Source organism: Motilibacter aurantiacus (genome assembly GCF_011250645.1).
Classification (GTDB): Bacteria; Actinomycetota; Actinomycetes; order Motilibacterales; family Motilibacteraceae; genus Motilibacter_A; species Motilibacter_A aurantiacus.
In genome coordinates, this window is sequence record NZ_JAANNO010000003.1 from 450,232 (window position 1) to 474,697 (window position 24,466).

Genomic DNA, 24,466 nt, shown 5'->3' on the forward strand with positions numbered 1-24,466 from the left:
CACCGTTCGAGTTCCCACCCGTGATGAGCAGGTCTGCGCCCCGCCGCCGGGGCGCGGCCCTACCATTCGGGGGTGACGAACGCTGGGGCCGAGCGGGCGGGCGGCTGCTGTGCCGGTACGCCCGGCGCGCGCAGCGAGTGCCTCGAGATCGAGGCGGAGGGCGGGGCGCTCGTCGTCCGCACCGGGCGTCACTTCGTGCAGCGCGAGGTCGTGTCCCGGGGGGCGACCGCCTTCGCCGACGACGCGGCGCTGGTCGCGGCCGAGCTGCTGGCCAACGCGGTGCAGCACGGCGCGCCGCCCGTCACGGTCTGCGTGGCCGGCAACGCCGAGCGGATCCGCATCGAGGTCCACGACGCCAGCGCCCGGACGCCGGTCCGCCCCGCGCCGAGCACGACCAACATGACCGGGCGCGGGCTCGCCCTCGTCGAGGCGGTGTCCGCCGGCTGGGGCGTCGACCGCGACGGGCGGGGCGGCAAGCTCGTGTGGGCCGAGCTCGAGGCCGGCCCGGGCCTCACGAACGACCTGTCCGTCGACGTCGACGGGCTGCTGGCCGCCTGGCACGACGAGGAGCCCTCCGCCGAGCAGCGTTACACCGTCGTGCTCGGCGACGTCCCCACCGACCTGCTGATCGCGGCCAAGGCGCACATCGACAACCTGGTCCGGGAGCTCAGCCTCGCCCGCGACGCGTCCGAGGGTGGGGACGTCCCCGAGCACCTGGCCACGCTGATCGAGACGGTGGTCGACGGCTTCGGCGACGCCCGGGACGCGATCAAGCGGCAGGCGCTCGCCGCCGCGCAGCGGGCCGAGCCGCGCACCCTGCTCACCCTGCACCTGCCGACGTCCGCGGCGGAGGCCGGCGAGGCCTACCTCGCGGCGCTCGACGAGGCCGACGCGTACTCCCGCGCCGCACGCCTGCTGACGCTGGAGACGCCACCGGCGCACCGCCTCTTCCGCCAGTGGTACGTCGAGGCCGTCGTCCGGCAGCTGCGCGAGCTGGCGGCCGGGCGCCGCCCGGAGCCCGTCGTGCCGTTCGAGACCCGACTGCTGGAGGAGATGCAGCGGCTGGCCGCCCTGCAGCGCACCACCGAGCGCGCCGCCCGGCTTCAGCGGGTGACCGCGGCGCTCGCCCGGGCACGCACCCCGGAGGACGTCGCCGACGTGGTCGTGTCCGAGGGCGTCGCCGCCCTGGGCGCCTCCGGCGGCGGGCTCGTGCTGCCTGCGCCCGACGAGGAGCACCTGACCGTCCCCGGCGTCGTCGGCTACGGCGAGCAGCTGGTCGACGCGCTGCGCGAGGAGCGCCTCGACGCCCCGCTGCCGGCCGCCACCGCGCTGCGGACCGGGGAGGCCGTGTGGCTGGAGTCGCGCGACGAGCGCGACCGGCGCTTCCCCGCCCTGCGTGGCCTGGAGGCCGCGACCGTCTCCATGTGCGCGGTCCCGCTGACCGTCGGCGAGCGCACGCTCGGCGCGCTGCGCTTCAGCTTCCAGAGCCGGCGGCTGTTCGACGACGACGAGCGCAGCTTCGTGCTCGCGCTGGCCGCGCAGACGGCCCAGACGCTCCAGCGCACCGAGCTCTACGCGGCCGAGCGCGAGGCCGCGCTCGAGCTGCAGCGCGCGCTGCTGCCGGCCGGCGTCGACACCGTTCCCGGGTGGGACATCAGCGCCCACTACAGCCCGGCGGGCGGGCAGGCGGCCGGTGGCGACTTCTACGACGTGCTCCCCCTCCCCGACGGCCGGGTCGTCGCCGTCGTGGGCGACGTCATGGGCCGCGGGGTGCAGGCCGCGGCGGCGATGGCCCAGACCCGCACGGTGGTCCGGGCGTACGCGATCGCCGACCCGGACCCCGCGGCCGTCCTCACGCGAGTCGACAGCTTCTTCGACAGCCTCGACGTCGCGCAGCTGGTCACCCTGCTCTACCTGCTGCTCGACCCGGCGCAGGGCACCGTGCAGATCGCGAGCGCCGGGCACCTCTGCCCGCTCCTCGTGCAGGAGACCGGCACGCAGGAGCTCGACGTGGACGGGGGCACGCCCTTCGGCGTCGTGGACGGCGACCGCCGCTCGGTCACCGTCGCCCTCGCCCCCGGCGAGTCGCTCGTCATGCTCACCGACGGCCTCGTCGAGCGCCGGGACGAGGACATCGACGTCGGCATGGCCCGCGTCGTCGGCGCGCTCGACGGGTCCGCCGGGTGCACGGCGTCGGCGCTGCTGCGGCGCGCCCTCGCGTCCGCGCACACCGGCGGGGCGCACGAGGACGACGTCACCGTGCTGGTGCTGCGCCGGTGCGGCGCGGAGGGCTGACGGGGACTGGCAGCCCGGAAGCGGGTCCTGGCGGGGCGTGCCTAGCTGCTGGGCACGGTCGCGCCGCTCGCAGGCTGCGGCAGCGGCGCGCCGCTCGTGGAGCTCGCGGCAACCCCGCCCTTTGCCGCTGACCAGGCACGTCCGGTGACTCATCCCATCCTGGGCCGGGCTGTTGTAGCCGTCGGGTCGGGGCCGTCCGGAGGCACGGCAGGGCTGGGGTTGGAGTTCGAGGACCGCTGCGGGTTGCTGGACAGGGCGACCGCACGCACCCGGACTCCGAGGTCACGGCCTGCTACCAGAGTCTCCTGCGACCACTGGCATGCGACCTGTTCCAGGATCAGCTCGATGCCGCCACCACTCATCGTCACTGCCGCCGGGAGCCGTCCCTGTGGACAACTGACCACCGTGCACGATCAGCGCAGTCGGCGAGGCGTGTCGTGCCCGCGAGGCGGACGTGCCCGCGAGGCAGGCGTCCGCCCACCCGCCGTCAGTGCGACGCCGCGCCCTCCGCCCCGTGCCCGGTCAGCGAGCGCACCTCGAGCTCGGCGTACTTCACGTCGTCGCGCTCCTTGGAGAGCACGGTGCCGAGCCACCCGCACAGGAACCCGATCGGGATCGACACGATCCCGGGGTTGTCGAGCGGGAACCAGGAGAAGTCCGTGTCCTTGAAGAGCGAGGTCTCCTTGCCGGACACGACCGGGCTGAAGATCACCAGGGTCACGGCCGAGACGAGCCCGCCGTAGATCGACCAGACGGCGCCGGAGGTGTTGAAGCGGCTCCAGAACAGGCTGTAGAGGATCGCCGGCAGGTTGCCCGACGCCGCGACGGCGAACGCCAGCGCGACGAGGAAGGCCACGTTGAGGTTCTGCGCGAAGATGCTGAGCACGATCGCGACGGCGCCGATGACGAACGCCGACACCCGGGCGACGCGCACCTCCTGGCCCTCGCCGGCCTGGCCGTCCTTGAGGACGCTGGCGTAGATGTCGTGGGCGAAGGACGACGACGAGGCGAGGGTGAGCCCCGCGACGACCGCCAGGATCGTGGCGAACGCGACCGCGGCGATGACGGCCAGCAGCACCGTGCCGCCGGTGTCGCCGAAGAAGTGGTCCCCCACCGAGCGCGCGAGCTGTGGGGCGGCGGTGTTGCCGCCCGGGTTCTGCTCGGCGATCGCGGAGCTCCCGACGAAGGCGGCGGCGCCGAAGCCCAGGGCGATGGTCATCAGGTAGAAGACCCCGATGATGCCGATGGCCCAGTTGACCGAGCGGCGGGCGTCGCGGGCGGTCGGGACGGTGTAGAAGCGGATCAGGATGTGCGGCAGGCCCGCGGTGCCGAGCACGAGGGCGAGCCCCAGGCTCAGCAGGTCGAGCTTGCCGGTGAGGCCGCTCGCCTCGGTGGCGTAGCGCAGCCCCGGCTCCAGGAAGGCCTCGCCCTTGCCGCTGCGCTCGGCGGCCCGGTCCAGCAGCTCGTTGACGCTGAACCCGACCCACGCGAGGACGAGGATGGTGATGAGCGTGGTGCCGGTCATCAGCAGGACGGCCTTGACGATCTGCACCCACGTCGTGCCCTTCATGCCGCCGACCGTGACGTAGAAGATCATCAGCAGGCCGACGACCACGATGGTGAGTGCCTTGGCGGCGTCGTTGTCGGCGGAGATGCCGAGCAGCAGCGCGACGAGCGCACCGGCGCCGACCATCTGCGCGAGCAGGTAGAAGATCGAGACCACGATGGTCGACACGCTCGCTGCGACGCGCACCGGCCGCTGCCGCATCCGGAACGCGACGACGTCGGCCATGGTGTATCTGCCGGAGTTGCGCAACAGCTCGGCCACGAGCAGCAGCGCGACCAGCCAGGCGACAAGGAAGCCGATGGAGTAGAGGAAGCCGTCGTAGCCGAAGAGCGCGATGATCCCGGCGATGCCGAGGAACGACGCGGCCGACATGTAGTCCCCGCCGATGGCCAGCCCGTTCTGCACCGGGGAGAACGAACGGCCGCCGGCGTAGAAGTCCGCTGCCGTCTTGGTCTGCCTGCTCGCTCGCAGCGTGATGTAGAGCGTGAGCGCCACGAACGCGAGGAAGAGCGCGACCGTGAGCCCGCGCTGCCCGCCGGTCACGTCGCTCGCGGCCGCGGCCAGGGGCTGCGCCTGCACGTCGCTCATCATGCCTCCCCCCGTCCGGTACGCCGCGCGTCCGCGTCGCGCGCGACCCGGTCCGCGAGCGGGTCGAGCGTGCTGCGTGCGTGCCTGGCGTACAGCCAGGCGATGAGGAAGGTGGAGACGAACTGCAGCAGGCCGAAGACGAACGCCACGTTGACGACGCCGACCAGCTTGCTCCCCATGAAGTCGCGGGCCCACGCCGAGCAGACGACGTAGAGCAGGTACCACGCCAGGAAGGCCGCGGTCATGGGGAACACGAAGCGGCGGAAGCGCGCGCGCAGCTCGCGGAAGTCCGGGCTGTCGCGCAGCGCCGCGTAGTGCTCGGCGGAGCCCGGCGGCCGGCCCTGCGGCCCGAATGCCTGCCCGCGCGTCGTCGACCTGGCCATGCGCTGCCTTCTTCCTCGAGGGAGAACGCTGCCTCTGCCGAGGCCAAGCAGGATAGGACGATCAGCGCGGGGGCGGTAGCCCGTGCCGCTACGACCGGGAGGACAACCCCCGAAGTGCGCCGCCCGGGTCAGGCGAGGGTGTTGTCGGCCACCTCGGGCGCCCCGGGCACGACCGGCTGTACGCCGGGGGTGCCCGCATGGCCCTGCCCGGCGTCCGCGACGGCCTCCTCGGGCCGCGGCGGCACCGACGAGTCCTCCTCCAGCTCCTCGAGCTCGTGGTCAGGCTGCTCGCTCATGGCCCCTCCCTCGTTCTCCGGTCGCCCGGGTGACGCCGGGCGTGCCAACCCCTCCTCGGTGCCCGCTGCAGGATCCCGCGGAACCGAAGCGGCTCACCGGAATCGTGCGTCGGCTCTTCCGGCTGGCAGGCGGAAGCGCGTCCTGTCCCCGGGCCGGCACTGCGCGAGCCGGTCGACGTCCGGTGGGGCGAGGACCCCGATGACCGGGTAGCCACCGGTGACGGGGTGGTCGGCCAGGAAGACCAGCGGCTCACCGCTCGCGGGGACCTGGACGGCGCCGCGGACCAGCCCCTCGGGCGGCAGCTCGTCCAGGACGCGCCGGGCGAGCACCGGGCCGCGCAGGCGGGCCCCCACCCGGTTGCTGTCAGGCGACACCTCGTACTCGGCCGTGGTGAGGACGCGCAGGGCGTCCGGCTCGAACCAGTCGGCGCGCGGGCCGGGGGTGAGGGCCAGCGCACCCGCCGGCCCGAGGTGAGGCTGGACGGCGAGGTCCACGTCCCACGCCGGCGTGCCACCGCCCGGCCCGACCGGCAGCAGGTCGCCGGGCCCGGGGCGGGCGGGCCCGATCCCGGACAGGGTGTCGGTCGAGCGCGAGCCCAGGACGGCGGGGACGTCGAAGCCGCCGGCGACCGAGACGTACGTCCGCAGCCCGGCGGTGGGCCGCCCCACCCGGAGCGACTGCCCCGGCTCGAGCAGCAGTGGGCGCAGCATCGGCACCGGGGCGTCGTCGGCCAGCACCGGGGCGGGTGCGCCGGTGACGGCGACGACGTGGCGCCGGTCGGCGCGCAGGGTCAACGCGCCCAGGGTCAGCTCGAGCGCCGCCGTGTGACCGGCGTTCCCGACCAGCCGCGCGCCGAGCAGGTGGCTCGCCCGATCGGCGGCGCCGGACGGGGACACCCCCCACCGCCCGTACCCCACGCGCCCGCGGTCCTGCAGGGTGACGAGCCCGTCGGCCCGCACGACCTCGATCACCGGGAGGCCCCGGTCACCCGGTGGCCATGAAGCGCACGGCGTCGCCGGGCTGCACGAGCCCCGGCGGGCGGCGCGTCAGGTCCCACATGAGGGTGGGCGACGTGCCGAGCAGGTGCCAGCCGCCGGGCGACGGGCCGGGGTAGACGGCGGAGTACTCCCCCGCGATCGCGACCGCCCCCCCAGGCACGCGGGTCCGCGGGGTGGGGCGGCGCGGCAGGTGCAGTTGCTCGGGAAGGCCGCGCAGGTAGGCGAAGCCCGGGGCGAAGCCGCAGAACGCGGCGCGGAACTCCGTGGCGGAGTGGAGCCGTACGACGTCCTCGACCGTCAGCCCCGCGGCGGCCGCCACCTCGGCGAGGTCCTCCCCGTCGTACGCCACCGGGATCTCGACCGTGCGACCGGGCGCGGCGCCCGCGGCCCGCGGCGGGGTCGACCAGGCCCAGGCCGCCACCGCCTCGGCGGTGGTCAGCGTGGGGTCGAAGGTGACGAGGACCGTGCGCTGCGCCGGGACGAGGTCCGTGACGCCGGGCGGCACCGAGCTCGCGAGGGCAAAGTACGCCCCCAGCACGTCGTCGTCGTGGGCCAGCTCCACGAGCAGGCCCGTCTCGCCGCAAGGACGGAGGCCGGGCACCTGCGTCAGCCTGCCCGCGGCAGGAACGGGCGAACCTCGACTCCTGCATCGGCGAGCGCTTGTCGGGCCTCGCGCGCGACGCCGGCCGCGCCGGGCGTGTCGCTGTGCACGCACAGGGTCGCGACCCTCGTCATCCCGTCGGGGCCCCGGTGACCGGCGGTCGCCAGACCCACCGTCTGCCGCCGGATCTCCGCGGCGTCGGTCAGGACCGCGCCCGGCTCGGACCGCGGCGCCAGCCCGCCGTCGGCGGTGTAGCGCCGGTCGACGAAGCCCTCGACCGCGACGGCGAGCCCGGCGTCGGCGGCGGCCGCGCCGAGCAGCGAGCCGGGCGGGGCGACGACGGCCAGCTCCGACGAGAACCCGAGGACGCCCTGCAGCACGCCGGCCGCGTAGTCCTGACGCCGCGCCGCCGCGTGGTAGAGCGCCCCGTGCGGCTTGACGTACTCGACGCGGGACCCGGCGGCGCGGGCGAACGCGTCCAGCGCGCCGATCTGGAAGAGCACCGCGTCGGCGAGCTCGATCTCGGTCATCTCCAGGTGCCGCCGCCCGAAGCCCTGCAGATCGGGGAACCCGACCTGGGCGCCGATGACGACGCGGCGCTCGGCCGCGCGCTCGCAGGTCCTGCGCATCCACGAGGGGTCGCCGGCGTGGAAGCCGCAGGCCACGTTGGCGCTGGTGACCACCTCGAGCAGCTCGTCGTCGGCGCCGAGCTCCCACGCCCCGAAGCCCTCACCGACGTCGCAGTTCAGGTCGACCTGCACGCGCACCTCCTCGCCGCTCCCGGCGCACCGTTGCAGATGGCCGGGACGTCCTGCAAGCAGGGCCCGGTCAGAACGCGTAGCGCACCCGGCAGTAGGGCAGCTTCTCGGCGATCAGCCCGGTGAGCGCGGCGACGTGGCGGCCCTTCTGGCCGGTGCGGTAGCGCACGTTCCACCCGCCGCTCTCCGAGCGCTTGGGCTCCTGCAGGTCCGGCCGCCACAGCACCTGCTCGGCCTTCGGGTGCCAGCCCAGGTTGACCTCGTGCAGCGCCTGGTTGTGCGTGAGCAGGATGACCTCGCAGGCGAGCTGCGCCTTGGCCTTGGCGCCGATGCCCGCGTCCACCTGCTCCAGCAGCTCCGCCCAGTCCTCCAGCCAGCCGTCGTGGACGATGACGGGGCTGAAGTTCAGGTGCACCTCGTAGCCCGCCTCGACGAAGTCGTCGATCGCCGCGATGCGCTGGGCCACCCGGGTCGTGCGGATGTCGACCAGTCGGGAGACCCTGTCGGGCATCAGCGAGAAGCGAACCCGCGTTCTGCCCTGCGGGTCCCAGTCGAGCAGGTCGCGGTTGACGTGCTTGGTGGCGAACGACGCCTTCGCGGTGGGCAGGAGGCGGAACAGCTCGACCAGGTCGCGCACGTTGTCGCTGACCGTGGCGTCGACGGAGCAGTCGCTGTTCTCGCCTATGTCGTAGACCCAGGCGGCGGGGTCGCACTGGTTCGGCTCGGGCTTGGCGCCCTGCCGCTTCACGTGCCGCGCGAGGTAGCCCGAGATCTTGTCGATGTTGGCGAAGACGGTGATCGGGTTGCTGTAGCCCTTGCGCCGGGGCACGTAGCAGTAGGCGCAGGCCATCGCGCAGCCGTTGGCCGTCGAGGGGGCGATGAAGTCCGCGGACCGTCCGTTCGGCCGGGCCGCCAGGGATTTCTTGACCCCCAGCACGAGCGCCTCGGTCTTGATGCGCACCCAGCGCTCGACGTTCGACTCGTCGCCGTGCAGCTCGGGGATGTTCCAGTGCGAGTCGACCTCGACCCGGGTCGCGTCGGGCCAGCGGGCGAGGATCTCCTGCCCGCGGGGCAGCTCGGCGGCGGCGGGCTCGAGGTAGATCCGGCGTACGTCCAGCAGCGCAGTCATGGTCACGTCCAGTACAGGAATCGGGCGTCGGGCAGCCGGCTGTCCAGCGCCTCCTCGAACCACGTGCGCAGCTCGTTCATCACCGGTGCCGGGTAGACGTGCTTCACCGCTCCGAACTTGCCGCGCTTCTGCCGGCGAAGGTCCTCGTCCATCTCGAGCTTGGTCCGCGGGTACCACCCGAGCAGCACGTCCTTGCTCTTCGGGGTGAACCGGTGGGTGATGAGCTCGGCGGTCAGGTCGAGGCCGGGCACTCCGGCGGTGGCGGCCGCGACCGCGTCGAGCAGCGCGGCGTACTCCTCGCGCCAGCCCTCCACCGGCATGATCGGCGCGATGGTGAGCCCCACCGGGTAGCCGGCGAGCGCCATCCGCCGCAGGGCGTCCAGCCGCTCGCCCATGCGCGCCGTCCCGCCCTCGAACCGCTCGACCGACGCCGCGTTGACGGAGAAGCGGACGCGCGTGCGCCCGTTGTGCGGCAGGCCGAGCAGGGGCTCGACGTCGGCGAACTTCGTGGTGAAGCGCAACTGCACCGGGCCGCCGAGGTCCGCGGTGCCGAAGCGGGTGATCGCGCTCGACAGGGAGCCCGTCAGGTGCTCGATCCCGAGCGGGTCGGTGTAGCAGGAGGCCTCGAAGGTCGTGCCCTCGTGGCCGCGCGCGTCGGTGCCGCTGGTGACGCCACCCGCGCCGACGTGCTGCGGGACGGCCCCGAGGATCTCGTCGAGGTTGGCGTAGGCCCGGGTGATCGGGGGGCCGCCGAGCGAGCCGGCGAGGTAGCAGTACTGGCAGTGGGCGGGGCACCCCTCGGCCAGGTCCACCCGCCAGTCGGCGCTCGGGGGGATCGGCTGCAGCTTGCGCTTCGACGGCGGCGCCACGACGACGGCCAGGGTCGACTTGGCCAGCGCGTAGGTCGCCCGCTCGTCCGCGCCGCTGAGGCTGGGCAGCCGGTCGCTGCGCAGCAGCTGGACGTCCTCGACCCCGGCCGCCGTGCATCGCTCGACGATCTGCCGTCCGTGCGGCAGCTCGGCCGCCGACTTGGTCACCAGCACGCGCTTGGGCTGCCAGGAACGGGTCACGCATGATTCAACAAGGGGGTGCGCCGGATACGTCCCGGCTGCCGGCGGAGGCCGGGTGACCGTAGCCACAGTCCGTGCGGGCTTGCTGTCGCCGAGCGGACTGGTGCGGCGGGTCAGAAGTACCAGCCGTTGGGGATCCAGGGGCCGGGCGGGCGCTCGATGCCGGAGACGAAGAGCGGCCCGGTCGGGGCGACCGTTAGCCGAGCCGCGAGCGCGACCCGGACGGCCCAGCCCTGCTGCGCGGTGAGGCAGGAGACGTGCGCCTTGCCCTCGATCCCGGCCAGCGCGCGCCACAGCAGGACGGAGGCGGTGCGCTCGTCCGTCGCGCCGAGCAGGTTGATCCTGCCGCTGCGCGAGACGACGTAGCCGGAGCCGTCCGTCCCGTCGACGACCTCCAGCCGGGCCCCCGTGCGGAGCAGGAACTCGACGTCCTCGGCCCGCGACCCGCGCAGCCCGGCGTCCACCCGCTCGACGAGCGCCAGGTCGCCCTGGTCCCCCGGCCGCCCCGGCAGGCCCACCGGGATCGCGGCGCGGTCGACGGCCCCGCTCGCGGTGACGGCGGGGTGGATCTCGTGGCCGGCCAGGTAGTACCTGCGCAGCGCCCGCGGGTCCGTGGAGGCCATGATCATGCGCAGCTCGGCACCCTCGGCGTACGCCAGCGCCTGCTCCAGCAGCCGGCGGCCGATCCCCTGGCCCTGGGCGCTCGGGTGCAGGAAGAGCATCGACAGGCCCCAGAACGGCCCGCGGCGGACGGCCTCGGCGATGCCCACGACCTGCCCGTCGCGCTCGGCGACCCATGCCCCGTCCGGGTCCCGCTCCACGAATCGCGCGCTGCCCTGCAGCATGAGGGACCGGATGTCGTCCGACGGCGGCTGGTAGTCGTCGCCCGGCAGCCGTGGCGCCGCCTGGTCGGCCGCGTCCACGACCGCGAACGCGGCCTCGGCGTCGTCGAGGGTCATCGGGCGCAGCTCGGCCATGTCGACATCCGTTCTCGCGTGCAGGAATCGCGAGCACCTTAGGCAGAGCGCGCCCGCACGCGCACCGGCGTTTCCGCCCGGCTGCCTGCTGCCCGGCAACGGACGCAGCACGGACGCGCCACGGACGCGAGAAACCGCCCCGGGAACCCGGCGAAGCCGGCCCGAGGCGGTTCTCGTAGCGGCCGGCGCATGGGTCGGCCGGCAGGGTGGAGGTGGCGGGAATCGAACCCGCGTCCTTCGTCGTGGAACCAGGGCTTCTCCGGGTGCATCTCATGAGGCGAGTTTCTCGGCCCCGACCGCTCCATGAGCAGACCTGTCGACGGGCCCAGTCACTGTTTGATGTCCCGCCGCACCCCGTGACCGAGTGCGACGGTGAAGCCCCCTAGCTGATGCAAGCGACCGGAGCGGGAGCACCCCCGGGCTTGCAGTCGCTCTACGCTACGTCAGGCAGCGAGAGCAACGGTGCGCTGAGAATTGGCACCTATTGGTTCCTGGGCATGGTTAACGAGATCATCCCAGGATCCTCGACCCGCTTCCCCTGGCTCGACATCCGAAGTCGAGACCAATCACCCCCTGTGCAATTTTCAAGGCACCGCCCGGGGCGAGCCCCGGGCATGTGGTGCAACACCCAGTCTAGCCGTCTGCTTCCCGCTGTCGCCAACGAGTACGCGCGCCCGCGGTCGTCGGCTCAGGCCGGGCGCGCCGCCGCCGGCGGCACCGACACCCGTGCGACCCGGGTGGCCGCCCCCGCCTGCGACGTCGCCCGGACCACGCAGCGCAGCGTGGCCCCCGCGTCCTGCGGCACCACCTGGTGGGAGGCTCCGGCCTCGAGCCGGGCCTGCCCGCGGAACCAGGTGGCGGTGACGCGCGTGGCGTTGGCCGTCCAGACCCCCGGGTCGCACGTGACCGTGCCGCCCACGACCGCGTCGCCGCGCACGGTGGGCTTCGTGGTGGGGACGGGAAGGGCGCGGTTCGCGGTCCGCGCCTGCCGAGGCAGCGCGCTCGACGCCGTCGAGAGCCAGTGGGCGTAGTCGCCGACGCTGGTGAAGACGGTCGGCAGGTCCTGGTCGCAGCCCTCCGCCCCGAAGGACGTGACGCCGACGAGGTAGCGCGTGCCCCCCTGCCCCACCACGAGGGGGCCGCCGCTGTCGCCGTTGCAGCCCCCGGCGTACCTGCCGGACGGCAGCGGGCGACCGGCGGCGATCATCGAGCGCTCGTCGAAGGCCCGGCCGAAGGCGTCGACGACCGTGTCGGGGGCGGTGCGCAGGGTCGCCGACCGTAGCCGACCGAGGCGCTCGCGCTCGTCCAGCCCCCAGCCGTACAGCCCGAGCGAGGGCTGGCGCCCCGCCTTGACGCTGCGGGCGAGGGAGGCCGTGCCGGCGGTGGCGTACGACGGAAGGGCCAGCGGCAGCAGCGGGCGCAGCACGGCGATGTCGTAGCGGAAGCGCTCGGAACGGTAGCGGGGGTGGTCGGTGACCGCCTCGACCGGCACGCGCTTGCCCGCGCCGAGCCGCCCCGCCCCGACCTCCACGTAGAAGAAGCCCTTCTGCTGCACGCAGTGGGCCGCGGTCACGACGACCTGCGGGGCGACCGCCGTCGCGGTGCAGAGGAACCGGACCGGGCCGGTCGAGCGGGCGCCGCGCCACAGGCTGAGCGCCCACGGCGCCGTCTTGACCGGGGAGCGGACCGTTGTGCCGTAGGTCACCGCGGAGGCGGGTGCGGCCGGCCCCACCGCCGGCAGCGCCACCGCGGGCAGCGCGGCCAGCGGCGCCAGCAGGAGCGCCAGCGTCCGGCGCCCGGCGCGCCGAGGACGAGAACTACGCGAAAGCACTCCGACCTCCCATCGGGCCCACACCGGGACTGAACGCCCGGCCGTCGCGGGCCGTGCCCGCCGGCCCCCGTCCCACTGATGCCCAGCCGCCGGGTTGCTAGGCCGCCCGGGTGATTGCCCAGGTGCACATCACCGGGACGGCGGATACACGCGCGCCGAGCGACCCCCGATGCCCTCATCACGACGGTGCCTCTCCCCCGCACCTCCGCCGACCGTGAAAGGGCTTCCCGTGACTGCCACCCGCCGCGCCGCCTCCGCCGCCGTCACCGCGGCCGCCGGAGTCCTGGCCCTGGCGGCCGGGGTCACGGGGCTGACCTCCAGCTTCGGCTCCACGGCCTCCGCCGACTCCTCCCTCGCGGCGCTCAAGGCGCGCACGGAGGCGGCGGTCAGCGTGAACGCCCACGGCCTGAACGCCGAGGGCTACGAGGGCGACGAGGCCCCCGAGGGCATCGACGTCGATGACGAGGTCCCGACCGAGACGCTGGTCCAGCGGGCGGCCGCCGTGGCCGCGAACGACAGCGTGAGCTCGGGCCGCGCCGGCATCGGCTGCTCCGACGACGGCCGGTCCGGCAACCGCGTGCAGGTCATGTACGTCGTCGCCGCCGACCGCCCGGACCGGTTCTCCCAGGTCTCCGGCCTGCTCCGCTCGTACTCCTCCGAGGTCGACTCGGTCATGCTGGCGAGCGCCATGGAGAACGGCGGCCGCCGGCAGGTCCGCTGGGTGCACGACACCTCGTGCGAGCTCGTGCTCGAGCACGTCGTCGTCGGCGCCAAGGACGACGACAGCTTCCCGGCCCTGACGAGCGCGCTCAAGGCGATGGGCCACAACCGCCCGGACCGCAAGTACCTGCTCTACACCGACGCCGCCGTCCTCTGCGGTGTGGCGAACGTCTACGCCGACAACACCCCGCTGTCGAGCAACGCCAACAACGGCCGCTTCCCGCAGTACGCCCGGGTCGACGCCCCCTGCTGGGCTGCCAGCGACCACAGCGTCGAGGCGCACGAGCTGACCCACACGCTCGGCGCCGTGCTCTCCTTCGCCCCGCACAAGTCCGCGGCCGGGCACTGCACCGACGAGTCGGACGTCATGTGCTACCCGGACGGCGACGGCGTGCGGATGACGCAGTCGTGCCCGACGACGCACGAGAAGCTGCTCGACTGCAACGGCGACGACTACTTCAACGTGAACCCGAAGCCGGGTTCAGCTCTCGCGCAGAACTGGAACGCCGCCAACAGCTCGTTCCTCTACGACCCGCCGGCGCCGGCGCTGGTCAGCGGCACGTACGACGGCACGACCGTCAGCGTGAAGCCGCAGGTCCTGTCCGGCCAGGGCTGGTCGATCTCGTGGGCCGGCAGCGGCTGCCAGGTGTCCTCCGCCCGGACGGTCTCCACGTCCCCGAAGGCCGCCAGCGTCGGCGCCGCCTGCAGGCAGGGCGGCACCGTGCGGGCCACGCTGCGCCAGGAGGACGGCCGTACCGCGCAGCTCGTCGTGACCGCCGGGGCGACGTCGGCGGCGCCGGCCACGCCCGCGCCGGGCACCGCCCCTGCGCCGGCCACCACGGCCACGCTGTCGGCCAACGCCCGGGAGGCCAGCATCGTGGCCGGTAAGCAGGCCGTGGTCCAGGGCACGCTCGCGTCCGGCCAGGCCGGCGTCCCGGGCCTGCGCGTCGACCTGCAGCGCCGCACCGGCTCCGCGTGGGGCCGGGTGGCCACCGCGTACACCAGCAGTCTCGGCACGGTGTCCTTCTCCCAGCTGCCCAGGGCGACCACGACCTACCGGCTCGTCTTCGCCGGCGGCAGCGGGCTCGACGCCCTGTCCAGCTCGGCCGTGACGGTCCGGGTCGCGCCCAAGGTCACGGTCCAGGCGAAGGGGCTGCGGGTCAGCGGCACGGTCAGCCCGGCCAAGCGCGGCACGGTCGTCTCGCTGGTCAAGGCGAGCAAGAGGGTCGCGACCAGCCGCACCGACGCGAAGGGGCGCTTCCTGCTCAAGGCCCCGAAGGCCGGCACCGGCTACACCGTCGTCGTCCCCGGCAGCACGGTCGTCCTGCGCAACGCCCTCTCCGCCCGCTGAGCGCGGACGGAGCGGGCGCGCGCTGGGGCGTCAGCCGCCCGGCTGCAGCACCCCGTTGACCCGCAGCTCGTACGGCGCATAAGCCGTCACCTGCTCGGTCGGCTCGTCGTAGGTCACGATCGCGGCGATGGTGTCGACCGACGGGCCGAACAGGGAGCGGGCCTTCCCGCCCCGCAGCGTGCCGTCGAGCTCGTCGTCGAGCCCGACCTCCACCAGGTCGACCTTGCTCCCGTCCGAGGCGTAGCCGATCACCTGAACCGTGAATCCTGAGACCGCAACGGGCACGAGCTCGGTCTGCGAGGACCAGCCCGCAGTGGTCGACCCGTCGCTGACGAGCGTCCCGCCCACGGAGACGTCGTCGACCCACCAGCCCTCGCCGTTGGTGTTGGCGTCGGAGATGTAGCGGAACGACAGCAGCACGGTCTGCCCGGCGTACGCCGACAGGTCGAACGTCTCGGTCGTCCAGCCGCCCTCGCCGTTGAAGCCCGGGAGGCTCTCACGCAGCCTGCTGTCCGCCGCGGGGTCCAGCTCGTCCACCGTGTCGGCGTTGCCGAGGCTGGCCCAGGTCCGCGCGCCGTCCGTCGAGACCTGCACGAAGCCGGAGTCGTAGCCGGGCTCGGTGCTCCACGTGGTCGAGAAGCTCAACGTCGGGCTGCCGGCCGGGACCGCCACCGACCGGATGATCGCCGCGTCCAGGTTGTTGCCGTTGCCGCTCCACAGCGCCGGGTCGCCCGGTCGCTCCGGCGGGTCGGCGTCCACCGTCCACCGCACGGGCACCGGGTCGAGCGTGGTGCCGCCGTCGAAGTCGATCGACTGCACGTCCGATGCACGCAGGTGGGCACCCGTCGCGTCCCGCAGCCGCACGTAGTCGGCGCCGTTGGGCGGCGCCCCTGGGGTGTCGTAGGCGTCGTTCTCGTCCCAGTTGACGGTGGAGTCCAGCGACGGGGCCGAATAGCGGCGCTTCAGCGAGGCGTACGCCGTGGGCGAGCGGTCGAGCACGCCGTCCAGCGCGTTGAGGGCTGCCCACTCGTGCACGAGGTCGGCGGGGGTGGCAGCCCGACCCTCGGCCGCCAGCATGCTCTGCAGGCTCGCGAAGCCGTTGTCCTCGTCATTGTGCAACCGGCTGATCGCGTCCACGCCGTAGCGGTCGTGCACCATCTGGAAGAAGGAGAACGCGGCGCCGTAGTCGGCGAGCGTCTCGTCCTCGCCCTGGTCGCCCCAGAGCGTCAAGCTGTTCTCCGGGCCGCACTCGGCTCTGGGGTTGGGGTTGGCCGGGGTCGCCGTGCCGAGCCGGCCGAGGAAGCACTGGGTGTGGTTCTCCAGGGCGATGTCGGTGACCGGGACCTCCGGCCGGAAGTAGCCGGTCAGCCAGCCGGCGACGTCCGAGAGCCCCTCGTTGACCCAGCTGGCCTCGTCGGGGTCGGTGTAGCCCATGAGCAGGTGCTGGTACTCATGGGCGAAGACGCCTTCGTACAGGTTCGGCCGGGCCGGTGCGCTCGCGCAGTTGTCTCCCGGCACCGGCTCGTTGGGCGGGTTGGGCCCGGTGCGGTGCGCCCAGTCGAAGGCGTCGATCGTCATGACGTTGCGGTCGGTGAGCGCGTTGATCGCCGGGGAGAAGAAGCCGGCGATCTGCGTGAGCGCGCGGCTGTTGTCGACGTCGTAGAAGTGCTCGTCACGCACGTTGTCGATGAGCGTGACGATGTTGTCGCCGCCGCCGCTGGTGTCGCCGATCGCGCTGGCGGAGCCGTCGCGCTCCTGCGGGACGCTGAAGACCTCGGACTCGAGCGGGTAGATCGTGTTGTCGAACTGGTCGATGAGGTAGTCGACCTGCTCCTGCCCGATCTCGGTGCGGTTGTTGCGGCAGTCGCCCGGCAGGAACTGCGTGCCCGTGGAGGGGTCGGTGGCCGGCTGCGTCCCCATGGCGACCCACACCTCGATGTGCTCGCCGACCCCGCGCAGCTCGAACTGCTTGAGGTAGTAGCTCCCCTTGTAGTCGTCGAGGGCGACCCAGCTGCGGACCGTGCCGAGCGGGGTGTCGTCCGCGGCGGCCGCGCGGCGCTGGGCCCGCAGCCCTGCGCCGGCTGCCGCCAGGCCGGACGCGCTGTCGGCGATCCTGCGCCCCGCCGCGTCGTAGACCGGCAGCTTGGCGCTGGGCGACACCTCCCGGACGTCGGTCCCGGCCGGTACGTCGACGGCGGCGGCGGGAGCGGCTGCCGACGGCGACGCCGCCGGCAGCCCGAGGACGGCGGCCGCCGCCACGCCCCCGAGGCAGACGGTGGCCCGGGACGTCCGGGCTCTGGACACGCGCATGCGACCCCCGCGAGGGACCCGTGCGCCGCGGAAGGGGCCGGCGGCCCGGCGGACACGATGCGCAAGTGCCTACCGTGTGGGGCGAATTCTGACAAGACGGGCCGTCACGGAGAGAGCCTCGGTCGTTGTCAGATCGTCACGAGAAGCTTGCCGTGGACGTGCCCCTCCTCGCTGCGCCGGTGCGCGTCCGCTGCCCGCTCCAGCGGGAACGTCCCGTCCACCACCACGCGCAGCGTCCCGGCCTCGAGATGGCCGACCAGCTCGGTCAGGTCGGACGCCGACGGGCGGACGAAGACGTACCGGCCGCCCTGCTCCTTCACCGTCGGGTCGATCACGCTGACCACCCGGCCCGGGTCCTTCACCAGCTGCGGCGAGACCACCAGCGCGTCGCCGCCGACGAAGTCGAGGGCGACGTCGACCGGGCCGCCGGCGAGGTCGCGCACCCGGTCGGCCAGCCCCTCCCCGTACGCCAGCGGCTCGCCGCCCAGGTCGCGGACCAGCTGCGCGCTGGACTCCCCCGCGGTGCCGAGCACGCGGGCGCCCAGGACGTGCGCGAGCTGCACCGCGAACGTGCCGACACCACCGGCGGCCGCGTGGACCAGCACGGTGTCGCCCTCGCCGACGCCGGCCGCGCGCAGCGCCTGCAGCGCGGTGAGCCCCGCCAGGGGCAGCCCGGCGGCCTCGACGAGGCCCGTGCCGCCGGTCGGGGCCTTCGCCAGCGTGCGGACCGGGGCCGGGACGAGCTCGGCGAACGTGCCCCACTGCACGTCGTCGCGGCGGACGTAGCCGACGACCTCGTCGCCCGGCGCGAACTCCGTCACCGCGGGGCCGACCTGCTCGACGACGCCGGAGACGTCCCAGCCGGGCACGATCGGGAAGTTGTGCGGGAAGAACGCCTGCAGATAGCCCTGCCGCACCTTCCAGTCGACCGGGTTGACGCTCGACGCTCGCGCCCGCACGAGCACGGCGTCGGGGCCGACCGGCGGCGTGGGCAGGTCGACGAGCTGCAGGACCTCGGGGCCGCCGAAGCGGTCGTACGCGATGGCTCTCACGGCTCGGGCAATCCCCGCGCCGGGGCAGGGCTACGCCTCAGGCGCCGCGGTTGCGCCGCCGGGCGGCGGACATCGCGCGGTCCGCCTCGCGCTTGGCCTGCTTCTCCATCAGGGTCTGCCGCTTGTCGTACTCCCGCTTGCCGCGCGCGAGCGCCAGCTCGACCTTGGCCCGACCGTCCTTGAAGTACAGCGACAGCGGGACCAGCGTGTAGCCGGTCTCCTTGGTCTTGCCGATCAGCTTGAGGATCTCGAGCTTGTGCAGCAGCAGCTTGCGCGGCCGCCGCGGGGTGTGGTTGTTCCACGTCCCCTCGGTGTACTCCGGGATGTGGACGTTGAGCATCCACACCTCGCCGTCGCGTACCTCGGCGAACCCGTCGACCAGCGAGGCGCGGCCCTGGCGGAGCGACTTCACCTCGGTGCCGGTGAGCACGATGCCGGCCTCGTAGGTGTCCTCGATCGCGTAGTCGTGACGCGCCTTGCGGTTCTGGGCGATGTTCTTGCGCCCCTGTTCCTTGACCATCAGGGGGTCGAGGCTAGCGCGCGGCGCGCGTGGGCGTCGGCACAGCCGGGGGCGTACGCGCCGCGCGCAGCCCGCGCAGCACCTCGACGGCGCGCCGCTCGGCCACGGACGGCGCCTGCCGGGCCGCCACCGCGATGTCGGGGGCGACCCCGGTGCCGTCGATGTCGCGCCCGCTCGGCGTCCGGTAGTGCCCGACCGTCAGCTCCAGCGCCGACCCGTCAGGCAGCTCGGTGCCCTCCTGGACCGAGCCCTTGCCGTAGGTCCGGGCCCCCACGACCACCGCGCGGCCGCGGTCCTGCAGCGCGGCGGCCACCACCTCGGCCGCGCTCGCCGTGCCCGCGTCGACGAGCACCACGAGGGGCGTGGCCGTGTCGCCCTCACCGACGGCGTCGAGCCGGCGCGGCTGCTCCCCGCGCCGCTCGTAGCTCACCACCGTCCCACCGTCGAGGAACGCCGAGGCCACCTCGACCGCCTCGTCGAGCAGCCCGCCGGGGTTGCCGCGCAGGTCGAGCACGAGGGCGTCGCGCGCCTGCCGGGCCTTGGCCAGCTGGTCGCGGACCTCGCGCCCCACGCCGCGGGTGAACGCGCCCACGCTGACGATGCGGGTCGCGGCGTCCAGCGGGCGCACGGCCACGTCGCGGGTCTCGAACGTCGTCCGGACCAGGTCGAGCGTGCGCCGGCCGGTCCGCTCACCGGACAGCTCGAGGCGCACGGAGGTGCCGTCGCGCCCGCGCAACAGCGTCGCGGCCCGCGCGACGGAGCCCGGCCGCTGCCCGTCGATGCCGAGCAGGACGTCGCCCACCGCCACCCGCGCCCGTGCCGCGGGCGACCCGGGCGTCACGCTGCCCACGACCACCCGGGCGGCGGGGTCGCTGTCGTCGGCCGGGGTGCCGCTGCCGCTCTCCTCGGCGCGCAGCCAGAGCCCGACCCCGGTGTAGCGCCCCTCGAGCGCGTCGGCGTACGACGCGTACTCGCTGGGCGGGTAGTAGCTGGCCCAGCGGTCGCCCAGCGCCGTCAGCATCCCGGAGATCGCGGCCTGCTCGAGCGTGGCCCGGTCGACGCTGCGCGCTGCGCCCGTCGCGATCCGCTCGGCGGCGGCCTCGATCGGGCCTGCCCCGGCCGCGGTGGCGGCCGAGCGCGGCGGGCCGTCGCCGTCGGCCAGGACCCCGGTGAGCACGCCCGCGGCGTACGCGATGAGCAGCCCGGCGACGATGCCGCCGACCCCTGCCACCCGGCGCAGAGACCGCATGTGACAGAAGTCTACGGAGCCGGAGCGGCTCCGGCGCGTCGTGCGGCGCTAGAGCCAGCCCATCGGGTTCGTCACGGCGCCGTTGACGTAGACCATGAAGTGCAGGTGGCAGCCGGTCGAGTAGCCGGTCGACCCGACGTAGCCGATGACCTGGCCGCGCGTGACGTGCTGGCCGGCCGAGACGGCGAACCGCTCCTGGTGGCTGTACGACGTCGAGAGCGCGACGCCGTTCACCGTCCCGTGGTCGATCGCGAGCTGGTTGCCGTAGCCGGTGAGGCCCTGCGCCCAGATCACGGTCCCGTCGGCGGCCGCGTGGATCGGGGTGCCGCAGGCCGCGCCGAAGTCGGTGCCGTCGTGCAGCTTGTAGACGCCGGTCACCGGGTGGACCCGCATCCCGTACGCCGAGGTGATCGGCCCGCTGACCGGGTGCGAGAGCCCGCTGCCGCCGCTGGAGGAGCTGCTGCTGCCGCCGCCGGAGGACGTGCTGCCGCCGGAGGAGCTGCTGCCGGAGCCGGCGCTGCTCGCCCGGCTCTCGCGCTCGCGGGCCGCCGCCGCGGCCGCCGCGGCCGCCCGGCGCGCTTCCTCTGCCTTCTGCCGGATCAGCGCGCCCAGCTGGGCCGACTCGCGCCGCATCTGCGCCAGCCGCTTCTCCTCGGAGGCCTTCTGCGCCTCCACCGCGGCCTTCGCCGCGGCCGCCGAGGCGACCAGCTGCTCGACCTCGCGCTGGGCGGACTCGGCCTCCGCCTCCGCCGCGGCCTTCGCCTTGACGTTGGCCTCGGACTCGGCCTTGAGGTCGGCGATCAGCTGGCGCTTCTCCTGCAGCGTCACCTGCCGGGAGCGGATGTCCGCCCGGGTGGCCGCCAGCTGCTGCAGCGCCTGGCCCTGGCTGCGCAGGGCGTCCTGCATGAGGACGAGCCGGTCGGTGAAGTCCGCGGGCGACTCGGAGCCCATGACGACCGAGAGGGTGCTGAGCTGCCCGCTCTTGTACGCCTGCCGGGCGATGCTGTTGACGGTCGTGCGGCCCTCCTCGAGCTCGGCCTGCACGCCCTGCAGCTCCTGCTCGGCGTGGGCCTCCTCGTCCTGGGCCAGGGCGAGCTTGGCCGCGATGGCCTGGTCGCGCCGCCGGGCCTGGTCGAGCGCCGTCTGGGCCGCCTCGACCCGCTTGCGCGCGGTGCCGAGCTTGGCCTCGGCCGTGCGCAGCGAGATCACGGCCGCGGCGAGCTCGCGGTCGGTGTCGGCGAGGTCCTGGTGCAGCGCGTCGATCGACGCGTCGACCTCGCGCTTGCGGTCCTTGTCGTCGGCGCTGGCGATGGGCAGGGACCCGACGGATACAGCCGCCAGCAGCACAGCGAGCAGGGCTGGACGCAGGCGCACGCGAAGGACTCCGGGTCTGTCCGGGGGCAGAGGCGGAACCTTGATAGCAACGGCTGCGCCCGGGCTGCGGTAGGCGCGCCGCAGTTCACAACAGTCTCAGCAGTCACAACGGTCGCGACGGGCCTGCGACGCCGCCCCCCGCGGCGCCGAGCGGTCAGACCCGCAGGTAGCGGCGGAGCGTGAGCAGCGAGGCCAGCGACGCGAGGACCAGGCCGAGGCCGAGGACCCAGGGGACCGTCGCCCAGATGTCGCTCCACCCGATGAACGGGAAGGCACGCAGCTGCTGCCGGGCCTGGTCGATGATGATGAACTTCTCGAACGCCACCATGCTCGCCACGGTCAGCCCGGCGCCGAGGAGCCCGGCCAGCGCCCCCTCGATGAGGAACGGCAGCTGGATGTAGAACCGGGACGCCCCGACCAGGCGCATGATCCCGGTCTCGCGGCGCCGGCTGAACGCCATGACGCGGATGGTGTTGGAGATCAGCAGCATCGCGGCGACCAGCGTCACGCCGGCCACGATGTAGGCCCCGATCTGCAGCCGGCTCACGATCGCGAAGAACTTGTCGAGGTACTCGCGGCTGTCCTCGACGGTGTCGACGCCGGGCTCGCCGAAGAAACGCGTGGCGATGACCTCGTACTGCGTGGGGTCGACCAGCTTGACCCGGAAGGAGTCGGGGATGGCGTTCTCCCCGACGTTCTCGGCGATCGGCTGGCCCTCGAACATGTCCTTGAAGTTGGCGTACGCCTGGGCCTTGGACTCGTAGTAGACCCGCTCCACCTCGGGCATCCGCTCGAGCTGCGCGCGCAGCTCGTTGCGCTGGGCCTCGGTGGTCTCACCGCCCGCACAGCCGGGCGAGGCCGACTCCTCGGCGGTGCACAGGTAGATCGAGACCTCGATCTTGTCGTACCACTCGCCCTTCATGGTGTCGACCTGGTGGCTGAAGAGCAGGCCGGCGGCGAAGAACCCGAGCGCCACCCACGTCGTGATGACCACCGCGAGGGTCATGGTCAGGTTGCGCCGCAGGCCGATGGCCACGTCGGCTGCGATCACGCGTGCGCGCACGGATGGGCCCTTCCTCGGAGCAGTGCGGGGTGGAGCGGTGCGTTGGCGGCGGCGACGGGTCAGCGGGTGTAGCCGTAGACGCCACGGGACTGGTCGCGTACGACCCGGCCGGCGTCCAGCTCCACGACCCGCTTGCGCATCTGGTCGACGACGTCGTCGTCGTGCGTCGCCATCACGATCGTGGTGCCGGTGCGGTTGATCCGGTCGAGCAGCCGCATGATGCCGACGCTCGTCGTCGGGTCGAGGTTCCCGGTCGGCTCGTCCGCGAGCAGGATCGCGGGCCGGTTGACGAACGCGCGGGCGATGGCGACCCGCTGCTGCTCGCCGCCGGACAGCTCGTCCGGCATGCGGTCCTCCTTGCCGGCCAGCCCCACCAGCTCGAGCACCTCCGGCACGACCTTCTTGACCGTCCCGCGGGGCTTGCCGATGACCTCGAGCGCGAACGCGACGTTCTGCCGGACGGTCTTGTTCGGCAGCAGCCGGAAGTCCTGGAAGACGACCCCGATCTGGCGGCGCAGCGCCGGCACCTTCCACGACGAGAGCCGCCCGACGTCGCGCCCGGCCACGAAGACCGAGCCCTTCGTCGGCGTCTCCTCCTTGAAGCAGAGCCGCAGGAACGTCGACTTGCCCGATCCCGACGGCCCGACGAGGAAGACGAACTCGCCCTTGGCGATCTCTACGTCGACGTCGGCCAGGGCCGGACGCGCGGTCTTGGAGTAGGCGTGCGTGACGGAGTCGAATCGGATCACTCAGCAGCCAGTCACTCGAGGGGCGGTTGTGTAACAACTCCAGAGTCTAGGTGCGTCGCCTGCCGATGCCGGGCACGCTGGGCTTTAGCCGCGCGTTGTGCCGGCCGAGCAATACTGGACGGGACGACTTCCGCGGAGAGGGGCCCAGTGGTCACCGCCTACGACCGGCGCAGCCCGCGCCCCGTGTGTGCCGCGTGCAACTCGCCGGTGGACGAGGGCAACTGCCCGACCTGCCGCCGCTGGCGCCCCGAGCCGCCGAGCGGGCCGTCGTCCGCCCTGCTCCTGGGCATCGCGGCCGTGCTGCTCGTGGTGTGGGTGGCCCTGCTCGCCCTGGCCTGACGCTCACCCCACGGTGATCATGGGCAGCTCAGCGAGCAGACCGGCGTGTCGCCACTGACCTGCCCGTGATCAGCGAGCGCCCCGGCCCCGAGCGAGCGGGGTGAGGCCTCAGACCCCCGACTTGCGCCAGCGGATGCCGGCTTCGATGAAGTCGTCGATATCGCCGTCGAGCACGGCCTGCGGGTTGCCGACCTCGTGCTCGGTCCGCAGGTCCTTGACCATCTGGTACGGGTGCAGCACGTAGGACCGCATCTGGTTGCCCCAGCTGCCGGAGCTGTCGCCCTTGAGGGCGTCCATCTGGGCCTTCTCCTCCTGCCGGCGCCGCTCGAGCAGCTTGGAGGCCAGGACCGCCATGGCGGAGGCGCGGTTCTGGATCTGGGACCGCTCGTTCTGGCACGACACGACGATGTTGGTCGGCAGGTGGGTGATGCGGACCGCGGAGTCGGTGGTGTTGACGCCCTGGCCCCCGGGCCCCGACGAGCGGAAGACGTCGACCCGGATCTCGTCCTCGGGGATGTCGACGTGGTCGTCGGACTCGACGACGGGCAGCACCTCGACGCCGGCGAACGAGGTCTGGCGGCGGCCCTGGTTGTCGAAGGGGGAGATCCGGACCAGCCGGTGCGTCCCTTGCTCCACGCTGAGCGTGCCGTAGGCGTACGGGGCGTCGACCTTGAAGGTCGCCGACTTGATGCCGGCCTCCTCGGCGTACGAGGTGTCGTAGACCTCGGTCTTGTAGCCGTGGCGCTCGGCCCAGCGCAGGTACATCCGCATCAGCATCTCGGCGAAGTCGGCCGCGTCGACGCCGCCGGCCTCGGCCCGGACCGTGACCAGGGCCTCGCGCGGGTCGTACTCGCCGTTGAGCAGGGTCGTGACCTCGAGCGCCTCGACGTCCTTCTTCAGCTTCTCCAGCTCGGCCTCGGACTCCGCGCGGGTGTCGGCGTCGTCCTCGGCCTCGGCGAGCTCCCACATGATGGCGAGGTCGTCGATGCGGCGGCGGATCTCGTCGACCTTGCGCAGGTTGCCCTGCAGGTGGGCGAGCTTGCTCGTCACCTTCTGGGCGGCGTCGGGGTCGTTCCACAGGTCCGGCGCCGCAGACTGCTCCTCGAGCTCGGACGCCTGCTGACGCAGGGCCGGGAGGTCCAGGACCGCCTCGACGCTGTTCATCGTCGCGTCGATGGACTTGAGCTGTTCGGAGAAGTCGGGGCCTGCCACGAGGCACAAGGGTACGGCCGAGCCGCATCTTGT

At 73.5% G+C, this 24,466-nt stretch carries 21 protein-coding genes and 1 other RNA gene; 3 read left to right on the forward strand and 19 right to left on the reverse strand.

All coding sequences use genetic code 11. The features are described 5' to 3' along the window. The first annotated feature begins 72 nt into the window (after nucleotides 1–72). Nucleotides 73–2,295: a SpoIIE family protein phosphatase gene (locus G9H72_RS22885; RefSeq protein WP_166169774.1), complete on the forward strand. Its 2,223-nt coding sequence runs from the start codon at nucleotides 73–75 to the stop codon at nucleotides 2,293–2,295. Between the two features lie 487 nt (nucleotides 2,296–2,782). Here G9H72_RS22885 and G9H72_RS08450 read toward each other — a convergent pair whose 3' ends face one another. From G9H72_RS08450 to G9H72_RS08500, 11 genes are all read right to left on the reverse strand, one after another. Then, entirely contained in the window at nucleotides 2,783–4,450 is a 1,668-nt protein-coding gene (locus tag G9H72_RS08450; protein ID WP_166169776.1) for a solute symporter family protein, read from the reverse strand. Beyond that, nucleotides 4,450–4,833 (reverse strand): DUF485 domain-containing protein, encoded by a 384-nt coding sequence (locus G9H72_RS08455; RefSeq protein ID WP_166169778.1) that lies wholly within the window; start codon nucleotides 4,831–4,833, stop codon nucleotides 4,450–4,452. Before G9H72_RS08455 ends, G9H72_RS08450 begins: the two co-directional genes overlap by 1 nt. Before the next feature lie 128 nt (nucleotides 4,834–4,961). Next, a complete protein-coding gene (locus tag G9H72_RS08460) occupies nucleotides 4,962–5,129 on the reverse strand; it encodes a hypothetical protein (RefSeq protein ID WP_166169068.1) in 168 nt (55 codons plus the stop codon). 93 nt (nucleotides 5,130–5,222) lie between these two features. After that, nucleotides 5,223–6,101 carry a 5-oxoprolinase subunit C family protein gene (locus G9H72_RS08465; protein ID WP_166169780.1) on the reverse strand — a complete coding sequence of 293 codons (879 nt, stop codon included), beginning with the start codon at nucleotides 6,099–6,101 and terminating at the stop codon, nucleotides 5,223–5,225. A gap of 13 nt (nucleotides 6,102–6,114) precedes the next feature. Beyond that, nucleotides 6,115–6,729: a 5-oxoprolinase subunit B family protein gene (locus G9H72_RS08470; RefSeq protein WP_166169782.1), complete on the reverse strand. Its 615-nt coding sequence runs from the start codon at nucleotides 6,727–6,729 to the stop codon at nucleotides 6,115–6,117. A gap of 5 nt (nucleotides 6,730–6,734) precedes the next feature. After that, complete coding sequence (locus G9H72_RS08475) at nucleotides 6,735–7,490, reverse strand: LamB/YcsF family protein (RefSeq protein ID WP_331272105.1); 756 nt, start codon at nucleotides 7,488–7,490, stop codon at nucleotides 6,735–6,737. A 67-nt stretch (nucleotides 7,491–7,557) separates the two neighbouring features. After that, nucleotides 7,558–8,616, reverse strand: a complete 1,059-nt coding sequence (locus tag G9H72_RS08480) for a spore photoproduct lyase family protein (RefSeq protein WP_166169786.1) — start codon at nucleotides 8,614–8,616, stop codon at nucleotides 7,558–7,560. A gap of 2 nt (nucleotides 8,617–8,618) precedes the next feature. Further along, entirely contained in the window at nucleotides 8,619–9,686 is a 1,068-nt protein-coding gene (locus G9H72_RS08485) for an SPL family radical SAM protein (protein WP_166169788.1), read from the reverse strand. Between the two features lie 113 nt (nucleotides 9,687–9,799). Beyond that, complete coding sequence (locus tag G9H72_RS08490; protein ID WP_166169790.1) at nucleotides 9,800–10,663, reverse strand: GNAT family N-acetyltransferase; 864 nt, start codon at nucleotides 10,661–10,663, stop codon at nucleotides 9,800–9,802. Between the two features lie 204 nt (nucleotides 10,664–10,867). Then, nucleotides 10,868–11,237: a transfer-messenger RNA gene (ssrA, locus tag G9H72_RS08495) on the reverse strand. A gap of 114 nt (nucleotides 11,238–11,351) precedes the next feature. After that, nucleotides 11,352–12,494, reverse strand: coding sequence for a S1 family peptidase (locus tag G9H72_RS08500; RefSeq protein WP_166169792.1), 1,143 nt, complete (start codon nucleotides 12,492–12,494; stop codon nucleotides 11,352–11,354). A gap of 229 nt (nucleotides 12,495–12,723) precedes the next feature. Here G9H72_RS08500 and G9H72_RS08505 point away from each other — a divergent pair, with 229 nt between their 5' ends. Next, nucleotides 12,724–14,565, forward strand: coding sequence for a hypothetical protein (locus G9H72_RS08505; protein WP_166169794.1), 1,842 nt, complete (start codon nucleotides 12,724–12,726; stop codon nucleotides 14,563–14,565). 30 nt (nucleotides 14,566–14,595) lie between these two features. On the opposite strand, the gene G9H72_RS08510 is transcribed toward G9H72_RS08505, so the two are convergent. The 7 genes from G9H72_RS08510 to ftsE form a co-directional block, all read right to left on the reverse strand. Further along, a complete protein-coding gene (locus tag G9H72_RS08510; protein WP_166169796.1) occupies nucleotides 14,596–16,875 on the reverse strand; it encodes a choice-of-anchor J domain-containing protein in 2,280 nt (759 codons plus the stop codon). Between the two features lie 128 nt (nucleotides 16,876–17,003). After that, complete coding sequence (locus tag G9H72_RS08515; RefSeq protein ID WP_166169798.1) at nucleotides 17,004–17,927, reverse strand: NADP-dependent oxidoreductase; 924 nt, start codon at nucleotides 17,925–17,927, stop codon at nucleotides 17,004–17,006. 37 nt (nucleotides 17,928–17,964) lie between these two features. Then, the gene (gene smpB / locus G9H72_RS08520; protein ID WP_166169800.1) at nucleotides 17,965–18,447 is read right to left on the reverse strand and encodes an SsrA-binding protein SmpB; all 483 of its coding nucleotides are present in this window, start codon (nucleotides 18,445–18,447) and stop codon (nucleotides 17,965–17,967) included. Between the two features lie 13 nt (nucleotides 18,448–18,460). Further along, entirely contained in the window at nucleotides 18,461–19,696 is a 1,236-nt protein-coding gene (locus G9H72_RS08525; RefSeq protein ID WP_166169802.1) for a S41 family peptidase, read from the reverse strand. A gap of 48 nt (nucleotides 19,697–19,744) precedes the next feature. Then, the gene (locus G9H72_RS08530; protein ID WP_166169804.1) at nucleotides 19,745–21,070 is read right to left on the reverse strand and encodes a peptidoglycan DD-metalloendopeptidase family protein; all 1,326 of its coding nucleotides are present in this window, start codon (nucleotides 21,068–21,070) and stop codon (nucleotides 19,745–19,747) included. Nucleotides 21,071–21,224: 154 nt separating this feature from the next. Then, nucleotides 21,225–22,133, reverse strand: coding sequence for a permease-like cell division protein FtsX (gene ftsX, locus G9H72_RS08535; RefSeq protein WP_166169806.1), 909 nt, complete (start codon nucleotides 22,131–22,133; stop codon nucleotides 21,225–21,227). Between the two features lie 59 nt (nucleotides 22,134–22,192). Then, nucleotides 22,193–22,882, reverse strand: coding sequence for a cell division ATP-binding protein FtsE (gene ftsE, locus G9H72_RS08540; RefSeq protein ID WP_166169808.1), 690 nt, complete (start codon nucleotides 22,880–22,882; stop codon nucleotides 22,193–22,195). A gap of 147 nt (nucleotides 22,883–23,029) precedes the next feature. On the opposite strand from ftsE, the gene G9H72_RS08545 reads away from it, so the two are divergent. After that, on the forward strand, nucleotides 23,030–23,221 hold the full coding sequence (locus G9H72_RS08545) for a hypothetical protein (RefSeq protein ID WP_166169070.1): 192 nt from the start codon (nucleotides 23,030–23,032) through the stop codon (nucleotides 23,219–23,221). A 108-nt stretch (nucleotides 23,222–23,329) separates the two neighbouring features. On the opposite strand, the gene prfB is transcribed toward G9H72_RS08545, so the two are convergent. Beyond that, nucleotides 23,330–24,433: a peptide chain release factor 2 gene (gene prfB, locus G9H72_RS08550; protein WP_166169810.1), complete on the reverse strand. Its 1,104-nt coding sequence runs from the start codon at nucleotides 24,431–24,433 to the stop codon at nucleotides 23,330–23,332. Nucleotides 24,434–24,466 lie beyond the last annotated feature (33 nt).

Bases quoted from the DNA above. Each gene is read 5' to 3' on its own strand.
- G9H72_RS08450 (WP_166169776.1), bottom strand. From the start codon at position 4,450: ATGAGCGACGTGCAGGCGCAGCCCCTGGCCGCGGCCGCGAGCGACGTG.
- G9H72_RS08455 (WP_166169778.1), bottom strand. From the start codon at position 4,833: ATGGCCAGGTCGACGACGCGCGGGCAGGCATTCGGGCCGCAGGGCCGG.
- G9H72_RS08460 (WP_166169068.1), bottom strand. From the start codon at position 5,129: ATGAGCGAGCAGCCTGACCACGAGCTCGAGGAGCTGGAGGAGGACTCG.
- G9H72_RS08480 (WP_166169786.1), bottom strand. From the start codon at position 8,616: ATGACTGCGCTGCTGGACGTACGCCGGATCTACCTCGAGCCCGCCGCC.
- G9H72_RS08490 (WP_166169790.1), bottom strand. From the start codon at position 10,663: ATGGCCGAGCTGCGCCCGATGACCCTCGACGACGCCGAGGCCGCGTTC.
- G9H72_RS08510 (WP_166169796.1), bottom strand. From the start codon at position 16,875: ATGCGCGTGTCCAGAGCCCGGACGTCCCGGGCCACCGTCTGCCTCGGG.
- smpB (WP_166169800.1), bottom strand. From the start codon at position 18,447: ATGGTCAAGGAACAGGGGCGCAAGAACATCGCCCAGAACCGCAAGGCG.
- G9H72_RS08525 (WP_166169802.1), bottom strand. From the start codon at position 19,696: ATGCGGTCTCTGCGCCGGGTGGCAGGGGTCGGCGGCATCGTCGCCGGG.